Annotated in this window: 21 protein-coding genes; 10 read left to right on the top strand and 11 right to left on the bottom strand. The window is 51.6% G+C overall.

The annotated features are described in order from the left end of the window. Positions 1-146: 146 nt before the first annotated feature. The 11 genes from ACJ8MK_RS00285 to ACJ8MK_RS00235 all read right to left on the bottom strand — a co-directional run bounded on the left by ACJ8MK_RS00285 (position 147) and on the right by ACJ8MK_RS00235 (position 6,382). Entirely contained in the window at positions 147-362 is a 216-nt protein-coding gene (locus ACJ8MK_RS00285; protein ID WP_442517418.1) for a 3'-5' exoribonuclease domain-containing protein, read from the bottom strand. A 76-nt stretch (positions 363-438) separates the two neighbouring features. After that, positions 439-714, bottom strand: a complete 276-nt coding sequence (locus ACJ8MK_RS00280; protein ID WP_308351957.1) for a hypothetical protein — start codon at positions 712-714, stop codon at positions 439-441. 114 nt (positions 715-828) lie between these two features. Further along, positions 829-1,725 (bottom strand): DNA cytosine methyltransferase, encoded by an 897-nt coding sequence (locus ACJ8MK_RS00275; protein ID WP_442517417.1) that lies wholly within the window; start codon positions 1,723-1,725, stop codon positions 829-831. Positions 1,726-1,980: 255 nt separating this feature from the next. After that, positions 1,981-2,661, bottom strand: a complete 681-nt coding sequence (locus ACJ8MK_RS00270) for a morphogenetic protein (protein WP_442517416.1) — start codon at positions 2,659-2,661, stop codon at positions 1,981-1,983. After that, the gene (locus ACJ8MK_RS00265) at positions 2,658-3,257 is read right to left on the bottom strand and encodes a hypothetical protein (RefSeq protein WP_442517415.1); all 600 of its coding nucleotides are present in this window, start codon (positions 3,255-3,257) and stop codon (positions 2,658-2,660) included. Before ACJ8MK_RS00265 ends, ACJ8MK_RS00270 begins: the two co-directional genes overlap by 4 nt. After that, positions 3,241-4,080, bottom strand: coding sequence for a ParB/RepB/Spo0J family partition protein (locus ACJ8MK_RS00260; protein ID WP_442517414.1), 840 nt, complete (start codon positions 4,078-4,080; stop codon positions 3,241-3,243). Before ACJ8MK_RS00260 ends, ACJ8MK_RS00265 begins: the two co-directional genes overlap by 17 nt. A 3-nt stretch (positions 4,081-4,083) precedes the next feature. Then, entirely contained in the window at positions 4,084-4,227 is a 144-nt protein-coding gene (locus tag ACJ8MK_RS00255; protein WP_154582428.1) for a hypothetical protein, read from the bottom strand. Further along, positions 4,221-4,433 carry a hypothetical protein gene (locus ACJ8MK_RS00250; RefSeq protein WP_060417760.1) on the bottom strand — a complete coding sequence of 71 codons (213 nt, stop codon included), beginning with the start codon at positions 4,431-4,433 and terminating at the stop codon, positions 4,221-4,223. The genes ACJ8MK_RS00255 and ACJ8MK_RS00250 overlap by 7 nt, the downstream gene beginning before the upstream one ends. Positions 4,434-4,842: 409 nt before the next feature. Beyond that, positions 4,843-5,055, bottom strand: coding sequence for a hypothetical protein (locus ACJ8MK_RS00245; RefSeq protein ID WP_442517413.1), 213 nt, complete (start codon positions 5,053-5,055; stop codon positions 4,843-4,845). A 17-nt stretch (positions 5,056-5,072) separates the two neighbouring features. Beyond that, entirely contained in the window at positions 5,073-5,231 is a 159-nt protein-coding gene (locus ACJ8MK_RS00240) for a DUF1391 family protein (RefSeq protein WP_064505240.1), read from the bottom strand. Between the two features lie 377 nt (positions 5,232-5,608). After that, positions 5,609-6,382: a S24 family peptidase gene (locus ACJ8MK_RS00235; protein WP_197797536.1), complete on the bottom strand. Its 774-nt coding sequence runs from the start codon at positions 6,380-6,382 to the stop codon at positions 5,609-5,611. A gap of 84 nt (positions 6,383-6,466) precedes the next feature. On the opposite strand from ACJ8MK_RS00235, the gene ACJ8MK_RS00230 reads away from it, so the two are divergent. The 10 genes from ACJ8MK_RS00230 to ACJ8MK_RS00185 all read left to right on the top strand — a co-directional run bounded on the left by ACJ8MK_RS00230 (position 6,467) and on the right by ACJ8MK_RS00185 (position 12,054). Beyond that, positions 6,467-6,688: a hypothetical protein gene (locus ACJ8MK_RS00230; protein ID WP_071845069.1), complete on the top strand. Its 222-nt coding sequence runs from the start codon at positions 6,467-6,469 to the stop codon at positions 6,686-6,688. Positions 6,689-6,743: 55 nt separating this feature from the next. Then, positions 6,744-7,037 carry a CII family transcriptional regulator gene (locus tag ACJ8MK_RS00225; RefSeq protein ID WP_319845882.1) on the top strand — a complete coding sequence of 98 codons (294 nt, stop codon included), beginning with the start codon at positions 6,744-6,746 and terminating at the stop codon, positions 7,035-7,037. Positions 7,038-7,170: 133 nt separating this feature from the next. Further along, on the top strand, positions 7,171-7,353 hold the full coding sequence (locus tag ACJ8MK_RS00220; protein ID WP_147882762.1) for a DUF4222 domain-containing protein: 183 nt from the start codon (positions 7,171-7,173) through the stop codon (positions 7,351-7,353). Then, positions 7,350-8,264 carry a helix-turn-helix domain-containing protein gene (locus ACJ8MK_RS00215; RefSeq protein ID WP_319868951.1) on the top strand — a complete coding sequence of 305 codons (915 nt, stop codon included), beginning with the start codon at positions 7,350-7,352 and terminating at the stop codon, positions 8,262-8,264. Before ACJ8MK_RS00220 ends, ACJ8MK_RS00215 begins: the two co-directional genes overlap by 4 nt. Further along, positions 8,261-8,980, top strand: a complete 720-nt coding sequence (locus ACJ8MK_RS00210; RefSeq protein ID WP_147882760.1) for a replication protein P — start codon at positions 8,261-8,263, stop codon at positions 8,978-8,980. The genes ACJ8MK_RS00215 and ACJ8MK_RS00210 overlap by 4 nt, the downstream gene beginning before the upstream one ends. Continuing rightward, on the top strand, positions 8,977-9,951 hold the full coding sequence (locus tag ACJ8MK_RS00205; RefSeq protein ID WP_442517412.1) for a DUF968 domain-containing protein: 975 nt from the start codon (positions 8,977-8,979) through the stop codon (positions 9,949-9,951). The genes ACJ8MK_RS00210 and ACJ8MK_RS00205 overlap by 4 nt, the downstream gene beginning before the upstream one ends. Continuing rightward, positions 9,948-10,304, top strand: a complete 357-nt coding sequence (locus ACJ8MK_RS00200; RefSeq protein ID WP_442517411.1) for a RusA family crossover junction endodeoxyribonuclease — start codon at positions 9,948-9,950, stop codon at positions 10,302-10,304. The genes ACJ8MK_RS00205 and ACJ8MK_RS00200 overlap by 4 nt, the downstream gene beginning before the upstream one ends. Next, positions 10,301-10,699 carry an antiterminator Q family protein gene (locus ACJ8MK_RS00195; RefSeq protein ID WP_060706489.1) on the top strand — a complete coding sequence of 133 codons (399 nt, stop codon included), beginning with the start codon at positions 10,301-10,303 and terminating at the stop codon, positions 10,697-10,699. The genes ACJ8MK_RS00200 and ACJ8MK_RS00195 overlap by 4 nt, the downstream gene beginning before the upstream one ends. 208 nt (positions 10,700-10,907) lie before the next feature. Beyond that, the gene (locus ACJ8MK_RS00190; RefSeq protein ID WP_442517410.1) at positions 10,908-11,678 is read left to right on the top strand and encodes a hypothetical protein; all 771 of its coding nucleotides are present in this window, start codon (positions 10,908-10,910) and stop codon (positions 11,676-11,678) included. Beyond that, the gene (locus tag ACJ8MK_RS00185) at positions 11,662-12,054 is read left to right on the top strand and encodes a hypothetical protein (RefSeq protein ID WP_097102221.1); all 393 of its coding nucleotides are present in this window, start codon (positions 11,662-11,664) and stop codon (positions 12,052-12,054) included. The genes ACJ8MK_RS00190 and ACJ8MK_RS00185 overlap by 17 nt, the downstream gene beginning before the upstream one ends. Positions 12,055-12,155: the final 101 nt, after the last annotated feature.

Raw genomic sequence — 12,155 nt, 5'->3', positions numbered from 1 at the left:
GCGGAGGCTATTTACCAGCTCTCGGAAAACGTGCGGTGGCAACGTGTAGCGCTGGCTTACAGGTTGAGCCAGCATTGAAGCGCGGGTGTGCGGATGGTCAGGTTGAACGTGAATGCTTAATGCATAGCTGAGTTGCCTCGTTGTTGCTAAGTACCGCCATAGGCAAATGCCGCCTCTTGCAACATATCCAGCAGATCGCGATAAACATGCGTTGGCAGGCTCGGCTTATCCACCACTGCTGGCGCTGGCGTGGCGGTGTAGAACTGCTCGCCAAGCTCGCCGGTGCGCGGATAAAAAAGCACGGCGCCGATAGTCAAGATAGTGGCGCTTGGCTTCTTACCCAACGTTTCAAGGTCAAGCATTAGGTGGTTCCTATTCTCCAGATAATAAAAACCCGCATATAGCGGGTGATATTAAAAATAAAATCTATAAAAATAATTAGAAGTTGCTTTCACATGATGGACAAATGGCACACCCACAGTACTCTTCAAAAACTGATTTAATAGTATCAGTCATTTCTATACGGTCTTCAAAAGGAACGTCATTTGGGCTTTTAGTAAAAATTGAGTTTGCATATTTATAGGCTGCATCGATATCTTTGCCACCTTCGAACACTGCATCTTTATGTATTTTACAGTTTGTAAAAACACCTGTTCGCATTAAGATACCCATCGCCCATAACTCTTGCTCATCATGCAGGTTATTTATTGACATATTATCACCACCACAGTTAACCATAACAGGTCTTGAAGTATAACAACCGTGGGGATTATACAATATTACTTTAAACTTAACGTGTGATCTGTGATGGCTATGTTGCTCTCGGGCTTAGCCATGCTGAATACCTCTCACTTGCCCCATATAGCGGATCATCTCCGCACCAACCCACATGCCAACCTGAACGCTCACGCCATTACCGATCTGCTTGTAAGCGGCAGTGTCGGATACGGGGAAATCGAACCAATCAGGAACGCCCTGCAGGCGTGCATACTCTCGTTTCGAATATGGCCGCACACCCAATGGGAAGCGCTTATCGACTACGAGACGCGTGCTCTTGTCTTTGGCGTAGTGGGCGACGCATGTTGGCGCCAGATCACCCGCTGCCGGGTCACTGATAATTGGCAGATCGCGATAGGCGCCGTTCATGCGTTTAGCGATAGCCGAAGGCAGCGTGACTTGCGGGTCATCTTCCAGAATCGCTGACAGCGGGATACGCGATGAATTCTCCGGTGGGCGCACGGCGAAGATGCGACGGGTGCCGATGATGATCAGGCGGCTTCGCTTCTGTGGTAACCACGTCTCCGACTTGATCGGGCAGAACACCTGAATGAAGTAGTCCGGCATGCGCGTCATCGCTTCCATCACGACAGGAAATGCGCGCATCCCTGGCACGTTCTCGATCACGTAAAATTCGGGCTTTGCCAGCGCGAAGTGACGGAGAGCATGCAGGAACAAATCATCACCGGTGCGCACGCCATGGATATCTCCGATCGTCGAGTATTTCGTGCATGGGTACGTGAAAACCATGCCGTCGCAGGTATCCTGCTCGAAAACAAGCTCTTGGCTTATGTCGCATTGCTTCACATGGTCGCCAAGGTTGTGCCGGTAGGTTTTGCAGGCGTCGGTATCCAGTTCAAACGCCTGGTTAACCTTGATACCGGCATCCATTAGGCCGATATCCATCAGGCCGGCGCCGCAGAAGTATGAATTGACGGTCACGTTCATTGCCCCACCTCCCTAGCGCTGCCAATAGGCCATGTAGCGAACTCGCCCTGCGGCAACTCTTCAGTCACATCCCTCTCAGCCCATGCCAGAAACTTCTCACGGCTTACTGACGGGTAATGTCTGCCGAACGAAACTGATGGGCTGTCGTATTGCACGGTGGTAGCGCCGATATGCAGGATCGTTCTGTCGTTAACCAACCCCATAGCGTTGCGTGGTCGCTTGCCACGATAGGTTCTACCGCTCTGAAGTTTCAGTTCATTTGCTGGCATCACGCACCTCCACGCGACGAAACTCAATAACCCACACCCAGGGGTTGGCGCCCCAGCTTTCTTCGCCGTAGATGGATTGCCAGAGAGTGCGAAAACCCATGTAGTGTTTCTCGCCAATAATGCATAACTCTGTTGGCGCGCCTTCAGCTTTGGCGTCCTCTTCGCTGATATCGTTCAGCCGCTCAACGCGCACGGCGGTGATTTCCAGCGTGATTCTGCTGGCCCAGCGCGGCATGTGGATTGATGGGCGCCAGCCATAACGAGTATTCTCATCAGAATCGACATACTCAGGCTTCGCGCCGCCATCAGCCGCATATTCACAGTACGCAGGAGATTGGAACTTATCTGGATTAGCACCGAGATACTCACTCAACTCATCCTCGGGAATTAGTGGGCCTTGAAACGTCTCGCGCACCCACAGCCGATCGCCTACCTGGCCGAATGGGCATAGGAATGGCTTTGATCTGGACTTGTTGATGCCGCAGGCGTCAGATTGCGACCAGAAGTATTTCCCGGTATCACGGTTGTTAAGTGATTCTGTGATAAAACGCAGGCCAAACCCTGATGATTCAGGCTGAACCTTCATAACCCGCCGCGTCTGGGTCTTGCGGCCGTCGAGAATGGCGCGAACCATCTCGCCGTTGAAAATCACTGGGCGCTCTTTCATTTGGCCTCCCGCAGCTCGGTGGCGAATGATTCCAAGCATCGGATCTGGTTTCGAATGAGCGCAGATGTCATACCAAAGGCGTGAGTATCAGGATGCATGTCGGCGATCTCTCTTTTCTTTCTACCGATAAGCAGCTCAATAGCCTCAACCTTTGCCCGCATTTCGATAGCTGCAAGTGCTGCGTCAGTGGCTGGGGTTTGCGGGTCATGTTCAGCAATAAATGAATCAAGCAAACCAATAGGCCATGACGCCTGTTGCTCGTTTATCAATTTTCTGTTCGAATCCTTCAGCGCCTGATTCTCCACAGCCAGCGCATCAGCGGTTTGATTGGCTGCAATAGCAGCGCCTACCTCTTCAACAATGTCTTCAAGGTATGCGTGCCAGTTGCTCCACTCTGGAAGCTCTCCGGTCACGGTCTTGTATATTGAGGCCAGCGCATTTCGTGCAGCATCGCGCTCCACAGCCAGCGCATCGTGCTCAGCCTTCAAAACTTCATAGTCGGAGAATTTAACGAACTCACCGTGCTCGTTTTCGCGGGCAAACGGCTCAAAGCGAGCCGCATGCATGACGTAATCAGGGTTATATCTCTGAACCATCGGGATTCTCCTTGCCGCTGGTGGAGCGGTATTCATCGAGAATGGCGAGCACATCAAGCTGAGTTCCAGCTGGAAGGATGTAGGCGGTCTGGCCGTCGATTTCACGGACTTCAGCCTGTGCTAAGAGCGTGACGAGCTTGCGGGATTTTGGAGCACTGAATTTCGGCGCGATGAAGGATTTAGTGACCTTATTCTTGCCTGCGGCTTTGGCCTTCTCAACGTCGCCAGCCAGCACTTTTCCGGCTTGATCGCCATGCTCTTTAACGCGCTCAACAGCAGCATCTACGGCAACGGCGCCATCTTTGACCAGCGTCTGAACATCGTGATTTGCTTGGGTGAGGGCAAGCAACTTATCGACCGTAGCGCGGCTTTTGCCGACCAGCGCGGCGATCTCATCCGGTGACAGATTGAAGCCTGCGAGCTCTTTTACCACTTGTGATTGCTCGTATGGGGTAAGAGCCAGCTGACTATTGCTGTTCATGATGCGCGCTATGCGCTCCACGTCGCTACCAGTGAAAGGCAGGATGGCTATCCACTCAACGGGCTTTCCCGCGTCACGGCAACGTAAATATGCGCGGTGCCGGCGGTGGCCCTCAACAACCCACACGCCGCCTTCATCGCGTGGACGAACCTCAAGCGGAGGAACCGGTTTCCCTGATGACAGATGATTGAACAGGTCATCATCAGCGGCCTGTGTGCGCTCATCGTCTACGCGCTTGTTGAAGCCCTCTTGGACATGAATATCAGCCAGCTTGATGAACATCCCGGAGTCAGTCCGCTTAAGCGTTCCGTTGTTCTTCATCTGCTTGAATGAGTTCGCCATGCATTAACTCCAGACCGCGCCGGCAGTCAGCAGGCACAGGGTAAAAATGAGTAGGTAGAAAAGGTGTTTGCCGTGGTGGCGCTTAGGGGCGAAATCGCCCCCGGTCAGATCGTATTTGTGCTGTATGCGGGCGTTGAGGCTTACCATGTTGGCCTCCGCTGCTGAGTGTGCAGGCGGCGCTGCAGTGTTCTGATGTTCTGGCGGACGACGTACACCGGCGCGCAGGTATCGGCGCAGACGAGGATTCGGACGGCCTTATATCTGCCGTCTTCGTAGCGCTGAATGCTCACTGCTTTTTTCTCTACGTCGCGCGTCTGGCCGCAGTGTTCACAGCGTTGAGTAGTGGTTTGCATAACATGTCCTCTCAATGAAATTCACATGGGTAAAGGCGCTGCCTGAGTTGATGCACGCGCTCGGTTTCCCTACGGTTCCAGCACACTGGAGCAGCGGGCAGCGCCTTTACTGATGTGAAAAAAAGAGCCCCGGCTAGCGGGGCAAAGGATGTGACAAGGGAAGTGGTACTGAGCAGGCTTGTGATTTCTCACGCACCTGGTGGCGCACCGCTCCGGGGATTTATACTGTGTAGATATAAATTAGGAACCGAAACGATACGCCACCAGATAGGTGAGACGCCGGCGTTAACCGGCGAGATAAAAACCGAAACCAGACCAGCAGGCGGCGCATAAGACAAACACGCCAAGCCAGACGATTTGATTGAATGTCATGATTGCCTCGGTGGCGCCCCGTAGGGCGCGATACGTGTTAGAACGTTAAGTTGCGAATCAGAGGCGCTGCAGTTGAACCGCCGCTCATCTGCACGCGAACACGGCTTACTGACGGCTTGGCGCGTTCTTCGCCGGTGTAGCTATTGAATGTGCATGGCCCCAGCACCAGGCGGGGAACTCCGCGAAGAATTACGGTTTCACCGGTTTTTGGGTGCTTGCGATATGCCTTGCGGCGTTGTGCTGCGTTCATCGTGTAACCCTCTGCTGTTAGTCGGCCATCTGACGAGCAAACCAGCGTTGCGCGCCTGCTGCTGTTTTAAAATCCCGGCTCTTGGTGAACGTCATCGCGGTAAACGTGCCGTCCCCGTTTGGGAAAACGCCGGTCTTTACTGTTTCGTTGTTGCCCATATCGTGAGTAGTGTTCATCGCAAATCCTCAGTGGTTTTATGCCTGTCCGCCGGATGCTCTCGACGGCAGGGTAAATCCACTTCTTCCCTAAAGAACGTTACCGGTCGATCCCTCTCGGGGCCGGGGAGTGATTGCATCGCTCACCCCTGGGCGTCTTACCTGTGTGGCTTCCTGCCGGTGACGTTGATGCTGTCGATGAGCTGATTATTAGCTATCGGTTAATTTTGGTCAATAACCAATGGTTAATTTAGTTGTGATAAAACGATAACCAAATGAACCAAAAGAAAATTTAGTTGTGATTTATTTCTCGTGAGGGGGCGTTTTTGAAAGGTTTGGTGGTGAAAGGCACAAAAAAACCCGGCGCGTGGCCGGGTTTGATAGTTACTTGCGGGCTATTACCAGATGGTTGATGTCCAGAAGAGGCGGCCTATGACTTCAATTTTGTCCAGATCTACCTCTTCGGCAGGGTGCTCCGCATCGTTAAAGCTTCTGATGCTTATGCGGTTAGGGCCGACACGGTAAAGTATTTTCAACCGCTTCCAGCCGTCCTGGTTTATTGCGTAGATCTTACCATCCACTATTTGCTTATCGTCAGTGTTTACCGCGACGGTGGAACCGTCTGGAATGTTTGGCTCCATGCTGTTACCGCGCGCAGGGAAGCAGAGCACTCCGGTACCATCTGTTCTTGCGCCTATCCGGCGCAGCGTGGCTTTGGAGAATCTCAATTTAAACCCGTTATAGTCTTCTTCGTTATAACTTCCGTCCCCAGCGGCGAGTTCAATATCTCGCAAAAACGGCACTTCCACCTCATCCGTAGGGAGAGGGGTACTACTATCCCAGGCGTCAACGCTTTCCCATTCTTCCTCGGGTGGAATGTTTGCTTCAGGGTCGGCTTTGCCTTGGGCAGTCTCTTTCATCTCCCCGCGTCCATATTCAAGCCACTCCGGGCGAACATGAAGCCAACGGCTCAAGGCAAGAATGTTTACGGAGTCAGGAATTGCGGCAGCATTCATCCACTTCCAGATCCCCGGCTCAGTTATGGAAATCCCCTGTTTAGCTAGGGCGTCTTTCATTCGTTTTGGAAGCCCACGTCCACCTACGCCAGCTTCAAGACAAGCAGCGCGCAAGCGTTCTGTGAATTTCTCTTTCAGTTCATCTTTTTTAACCATGCGTTAAGTATCCAAAGAATTGACATAACTGTCAGTTAAGATATATTCTTAACTCGTAGTTAATTTGGTTAATAAAGGACTCCTATGAACCCAGTACAAATTGCAGTAGATGCGGTTGGTGGGCAAACGGCGGCAGCGAAAATCTGCGGTTTATCGGTGGTTGCCGTCCACAAGTGGTACGCCAAAGGCCGATTGCCGCGAACCGAATACACAAAAAAAACGGATTACGCCCAGCGACTTGCTGCGGCATCCAAAGGCAAATTCAGCGCCGAATGGTTGCTTCACGAAGCCAACCCAGACAGCTGAAACACCATTGCTCACGGGCAATTCAACAAACATCTGTAAGACATGGAAATTGTAAATGGAATCAACCGCAACAACACGCAACGAAGCGCAGGCGATTCAGAGCGACATCATGAGCCGCATTGCAGCAATCGGAGTGACAAGCCTGGCGGGCGCGATCGGCGTTGATAAATCGCAGGTGAGCCGCTGGCAGAGCAAAGGGGGGCTGGTGGAGAAAGCGAGCCTGTTGCTGGCCGCTACCGGCTTTAAGCGTTCGGAAACAATGCTGACGTTCAGGGGCGAAGAAGTCGCTGATCTGGCGCGCGGACTAATGGCGATGCTGGAGCACATCCGGGAACCAAAGACGGAATAGGGGGCTTTATGGCCTGGGGCAAGAAGAAAGCCGAGCAGTTGCAGCTGGTCGGCAATCACTTTTCTAACTGGGAGTTCTGCAATGAACAGCCTGATTGTTATCGATATGTCGGTATCTCGTCAAGGGTTGAAAAATGTCCAGCTCGCAAAGTACTGAGCTCGATCGGTATTACACGGACTGGCGGGGCGTACAGGTTCACGTCATCCGTTGGGATCGGATTGAGCGCCAGGTCATTTTCACGCGAGAGGGTTATCCGCATGAGTGCATGCAGCCCCTTGAGAGGTTCAAAGAGAAATTTAAGCGGGTGGATGTATGAGCATGATCCTGATGGCAACGGCCATGAAAATTAAGGTGGGTAACCCACTGCGCAAGCTGGTGCTCATCAAAATGGCTGACAACGCCAACGATGACGGCGAATGCTGGCCGTCGTACCAACACATTGCCGATCATTGCGAGTGCAGCAAGAGCGCGGTAAAGGCGCATATCACGGCATTGATAACTATGGGGTTGCTATCCAAAGAGAACCGCCTTGGTAGCAACAATGGGAAGGGCAACACGTCAAATATTTACCAGTTGACCTTGGGTAACCCTGTGTCGTCAGAAAACACAGCCCCTATGGCAGGAAAAAGCACAGCCCCTGTGCCGTCAAAAAACACAGGTGGGTCAGGAGAAAGCACAGGTGTGGTGTCAGAAAGCACAGCCCCTGTGTCACCTGCTGGCACCCCCTGTGGCAGCACGTGGCACCAGAACCTATCACTAGAACCTAAAGACAATAAATCTTCTTGTCAGGTCGCTACGCAACCCGACGAATCAGACGAGGAGAAGTTTTTATCTCGGCATCCTGAAGCTGCTGTGTTCAGTGCCAAGAAAAAAATCTGGGGTAGTGCTGAAGACCTGAAGTGCGCGGAGTGGATCCGCTCTCGCATCGTGAAGCTGTATGAGCAAGCTGCCGAAAGCGATGGGGAAGTCGCCAGACCGAAGGAACCTAACTGGACAGACTGGGCAAACGAAATTCGTCTGATGCGTTCTCAGGACGGTCGCACGCACAAGCAAATCTGCGAGCTGTTCGCGAAGGCAAACCGGGATCCGTTCTGGTGCAAGAACATCCTGAGCCCGTCAAAGCTGCGCGAGAAGTGGGATGACCTGACGCTGAAGCTTAGCGCCAACCCTGCCGGCGCGTCTGGTGGACACTGGAACACTGCCGAAGCCTGGGGTAACACGCTATGAATAAATTCATGAGTGCCATTCAAAATCGCGATGGTGGAGCCTTGGCGCGGATGATGCCGGCGGAGCCACAGGCGCGGGTAGTCAATGGGAATGCGGAAAAATTGGTTGATCTGCTGTTCACCAACCTCATGCAAGTCTTTCCTGCGGCAAAACAGACAGCGTTGAGCACGCCAGCAGAAGTCGCTGCAGCAAAGCGTCAGTGGATCCTGGCATTCGCAGAGAACGGGATCACCTCGGTGGAACAACTGCAAGCTGGCATGCGTATGGCCCGACAGCAGGAAAGCGATTTCTGGCCTAGCTGTGGGAAATTCATTGGCTGGTGCAAGACGGGCGCAGCTTTGAATGCCGGCCTGCCATCGGTTGATGAGGTTGAGGCGGAGTTCAAACGCTACAGCGCTAATCGCGGTCACGTTCGCCCAGAGGATTTCAACTGGTCGGCTCCGGTTATGTACTGGATTGTGATCGACGTTCGTCATCAGATGCTCCAGTACAACCACACCGAAAGTGAGATCCGCAAGTCAATTCAGCATCACCTCAATCGCTGGGCTAAACGATTGGCTAAGGGCGAGCGCGTGCCAACCCCAGCGCCACAAATCGCCTACAAGCAGCATATCCCAGCCCCATCAGAACTGATGGACAAAGACGGAAAATTTCAGCGCAAAGGTGAAGAGCTGCTGGCTCGAATTCGCGCCAAAAAACAGGGACAACCGACATGAGAGCGATAGTCAAAGCAGCGGTACAGCGTGATCTGGGCATTGTGCTGATCCCGGTAACTGAGGAGATGGCGTTTCACATGAACGGGCGCCTGATGATTTCTACAATCCCTCGTAAATTTGTAGATACGCCTGAAGGTGTTCTGCCGCCGGTGGAACATGAGATCGCCAGCGATCTGCTGCTGCAGGTTTTCTTCCAGCACGAGCGTGTCATAAACGCCTGCGGCGGCGTTAATGCGATTGAGGCATGGGCGACGCAGTTCACGAAATGCCAATACAGCAAACATGACCGTCCATCGACGATTCTGGACACTGAGCGAGTAGGGCATTCCGCCGTTCGCATTTGCCCTCAGTGTTACAAACAAAGCTGCGGCTCATCGCCAAAGCTGGAAAAAATAGCAGCACGTAATACTGCGCGCTGGATAGCAGAGACTGCAAAGCACCGCTTGAAGTCGGAAGGCCCGTTAAGCATTCCTGAGCTGCTGCTGTGGTCGATGCTTGCCGGGGTATTCGATCTAATCCCCGAAGAGGTGGCGCGTACGGTGACCGACAGGCCTGAGCCAAAGGTTATCAGCGGTACACGCAAAGAATCCGACATGGACTGTCAGCCGTCGGTTAAAGAACTCATCGCTAAGCAGGCGGCTAAGTGCTTCACCGTAGACCCAGCGCCACAAAAGGCCTTCATGTTGCGGCCAAAGCTCACCCGCGTAGAGGACAGCAAATATACGCGCTGGGTTAAGACTCGTCCTTGCTGCGGTTGTGGCGCCCGAGCTGATGACCCTCATCACATCATCGGCCACGGCCTGGGCGGAATGGGAACCAAGCCCAGCGACTACCTGACAATCCCGTTGTGTCGCACCTGCCACCGCAATTTGCATGACGACCCCGCAGCGTGGGAAGCCGAACATGGGAGCCAAACGGATTTACTGGCGCAGTTCCTGGATTACTCCTTTGGCATCGGGGCGATCGCATGAAGACGTATCAGGTCACGCCAATCCCTAAACCACGCATGACACAAAAAGACCGGTGGGCCAAGCGCCCGCCAGTTCTCCGCTACCGGACATTCTGTGATGAGGTGAAATTGAATCGAATCTCGCTGCCTGAGAGCGGCTATCACGTGACGTTTGTTTTACCCATGCCTGATAGCTGGAGCAAGAAGAAACGCGCTGAGATGGCCGGTAAACCGCATCAGCAGAAGCCTGATGCAGACAACTTACTAAAATCCCTTATGGACGCAATCTACTCTGAAGATTGTGCCGTTTGGGATGTCCGCGTAACCAAACGCTGGGGAAATGCCGGCGAGATAATCATCAAGGAAATTTTATGAGAGATATCCAGTTGGTATTAGAGCGTTGGGGCCAGTGGGCGAAAGACAACAGCGGTGTAGACTACTCTCCGATCGCTGCTGGGTTTAAGGGGCTCCTGCCGAACACGAGCAAGAGTAAGCCTTCATGCTGCGATAATGACGGTCTGATTGTTGACGGTGCCGTGGGTAGATTGAAGAAGGTACGCGACGAAAGAGAGCTTGGGGTAATCATGCTGCACTACCGATACGGGGTATCAAAATCGGAGATAGCCCGTAGATGGAAGGTTTCAGAAGGGAACATAAGGCAAAAGCTGATGATGGCAGAAAGCTTTATAGAGGGCTGTTTGGCTATGACCGGGGCGACGCTTGAGATGGACGCCTGGACGAGCAGATCAGAAATTTCGGCTGTCGCGTAAATTTCCGCTTTTCGTTACGAATTTTACTGGCTATTGTGATAAGAGTGGTTACGCAGTGACGTAGCTTATCAACTTACAAAACCTCGCCTTGGCGGGGTTTTCTCGTTTTGTAGGTGTCAATGTCTGATTTTGTTTGCTGGTTAGATACACACCTTGTGAACAGGCATAGATTGGTCTAATCTTCGACTCAGTTTACGAAGGATTAGATATGCCTCAGCCATTACCTAAGTATGTAGAAATCAATGATGAACTCACAGACAGACTAAGTGCTGATAGTGTGTTGTCAGAAATGGAATTCTATCGTTACATTAAATCGATAGAGTCTATTAAAGACAAAGCTATGCAGAACTATCTGTTTGCGATGACATACGCGGCCTATGGTGAAAAAGAAAAAGCAATCCCATTTTTTGAGCAAGCTATCAGTGATGGTGTAAAAATTGCGCCTAACAACTACTTGGCTTACATCAACAATGTAGGCACGTTCACAGAGGTTAGGGATCTTTCTTTGCGCTTAGCGCAACTGCATGTAAATAAACAAATTTTGCATACTGCCTACCAAAGCTGCCTTTTCAGTGGTGATATAGAGCAGGCTACTATATACGCTGCAAGATATATAAATATTGCTGAAGGTAAGGAGAGCCAGGAAATGGCTAAGACTCTTGCAGAAGCAAAAAAAGAAGTAAGTAAATTCAAGGAGATAGCAGGGCTGTCTGATGACGATTTTAAGAAAATCGCTGGCAACGCTATACATGTCCTTGAGCATCATGGCGCGAAAATATCTGGGTTAGCATATCAGAGCATACAAGAGGAACATTCTTCATCATATGTGGTAATGGTGAAGGGAAACGATCCTGAAAAAATTGCTGAAATGAACATTGACCTTGCATTTGCCCTTGCTGACTGCGAACAACTTACAGATAAACGGTTCAGTGCCTGGTTCAGAGGGCAGGAGGGTGAAGGCAATGTCCGTAACTCCTGAGGATTTTATCACCTTTGCGAATGATTGTGTTGGTAGGGCTGATGAAATCGGCTTTCGCAATGCCATAGCTCGTGCTTACTACGGTGCCTATCATTTGGTTAACCCACTAATGAAGCATGGCCCGAAAGAAAATCATCAAGGCTTAATTGATTACATAAAAGGTGATGCTGCACGGGGAAGTGAAAGCTATGAGAAAAGATACTTAATCGCGATTTCATATGTGCTTCAATCCCTTAAAGATCAGAGGATTATATCTGATTATGATTTGGAAGCAAATATCGGGGAAGTGCAAGCTAAAGCGGCCATTATAACCGCAAATAAGCTTGTAACAAAATGCACGGAAATGACTGCGGGAAGTGTTGCTGCATCATCATAAACTAAGTTGTAAACATGAACCCTGATAGGGTTAACCATAAAACAAGGCTGCCTTCGGGTGGCCTTTTTGCATTTCAGCCCCAGCCAACGGACGACACACAC

It is taken from the genome of Serratia sp. CY38905 (assembly GCF_052168875.1).
Lineage (GTDB): Bacteria > Pseudomonadota > Gammaproteobacteria > Enterobacterales > Enterobacteriaceae > Serratia > Serratia sarumanii.
This window is presented reverse-complemented; position numbering and strand designations above follow the sequence as displayed.

Coding starts and splice junctions, on each gene's coding strand:
- ACJ8MK_RS00285 (WP_442517418.1), bottom strand. CDS start 362: ATGCTTGACCTTGAAACGTTGGGTAAGAAGCCAAGCGCCACTATCTTG.
- ACJ8MK_RS00280 (WP_308351957.1), bottom strand. CDS start 714: ATGTCAATAAATAACCTGCATGATGAGCAAGAGTTATGGGCGATGGGT.
- ACJ8MK_RS00275 (WP_442517417.1), bottom strand. CDS start 1,725: ATGAACGTGACCGTCAATTCATACTTCTGCGGCGCCGGCCTGATGGAT.
- ACJ8MK_RS00270 (WP_442517416.1), bottom strand. CDS start 2,661: ATGAAAGAGCGCCCAGTGATTTTCAACGGCGAGATGGTTCGCGCCATT.
- ACJ8MK_RS00265 (WP_442517415.1), bottom strand. CDS start 3,257: ATGGTTCAGAGATATAACCCTGATTACGTCATGCATGCGGCTCGCTTT.
- ACJ8MK_RS00260 (WP_442517414.1), bottom strand. CDS start 4,080: ATGGCGAACTCATTCAAGCAGATGAAGAACAACGGAACGCTTAAGCGG.
- ACJ8MK_RS00255 (WP_154582428.1), bottom strand. CDS start 4,227: ATGGTAAGCCTCAACGCCCGCATACAGCACAAATACGATCTGACCGGG.
- ACJ8MK_RS00250 (WP_060417760.1), bottom strand. CDS start 4,433: ATGCAAACCACTACTCAACGCTGTGAACACTGCGGCCAGACGCGCGAC.
- ACJ8MK_RS00245 (WP_442517413.1), bottom strand. CDS start 5,055: ATGAACGCAGCACAACGCCGCAAGGCATATCGCAAGCACCCAAAAACC.
- ACJ8MK_RS00240 (WP_064505240.1), bottom strand. CDS start 5,231: ATGAACACTACTCACGATATGGGCAACAACGAAACAGTAAAGACCGGC.
- ACJ8MK_RS00235 (WP_197797536.1), bottom strand. CDS start 6,382: ATGGTTAAAAAAGATGAACTGAAAGAGAAATTCACAGAACGCTTGCGC.
- ACJ8MK_RS00230 (WP_071845069.1), top strand. CDS start 6,467: ATGAACCCAGTACAAATTGCAGTAGATGCGGTTGGTGGGCAAACGGCG.
- ACJ8MK_RS00225 (WP_319845882.1), top strand. CDS start 6,744: ATGGAATCAACCGCAACAACACGCAACGAAGCGCAGGCGATTCAGAGC.
- ACJ8MK_RS00220 (WP_147882762.1), top strand. CDS start 7,171: ATGTCCAGCTCGCAAAGTACTGAGCTCGATCGGTATTACACGGACTGG.
- ACJ8MK_RS00215 (WP_319868951.1), top strand. CDS start 7,350: ATGAGCATGATCCTGATGGCAACGGCCATGAAAATTAAGGTGGGTAAC.
- ACJ8MK_RS00210 (WP_147882760.1), top strand. CDS start 8,261: ATGAATAAATTCATGAGTGCCATTCAAAATCGCGATGGTGGAGCCTTG.
- ACJ8MK_RS00205 (WP_442517412.1), top strand. CDS start 8,977: ATGAGAGCGATAGTCAAAGCAGCGGTACAGCGTGATCTGGGCATTGTG.
- ACJ8MK_RS00200 (WP_442517411.1), top strand. CDS start 9,948: ATGAAGACGTATCAGGTCACGCCAATCCCTAAACCACGCATGACACAA.
- ACJ8MK_RS00195 (WP_060706489.1), top strand. CDS start 10,301: ATGAGAGATATCCAGTTGGTATTAGAGCGTTGGGGCCAGTGGGCGAAA.
- ACJ8MK_RS00190 (WP_442517410.1), top strand. CDS start 10,908: ATGCCTCAGCCATTACCTAAGTATGTAGAAATCAATGATGAACTCACA.
- ACJ8MK_RS00185 (WP_097102221.1), top strand. CDS start 11,662: ATGTCCGTAACTCCTGAGGATTTTATCACCTTTGCGAATGATTGTGTT.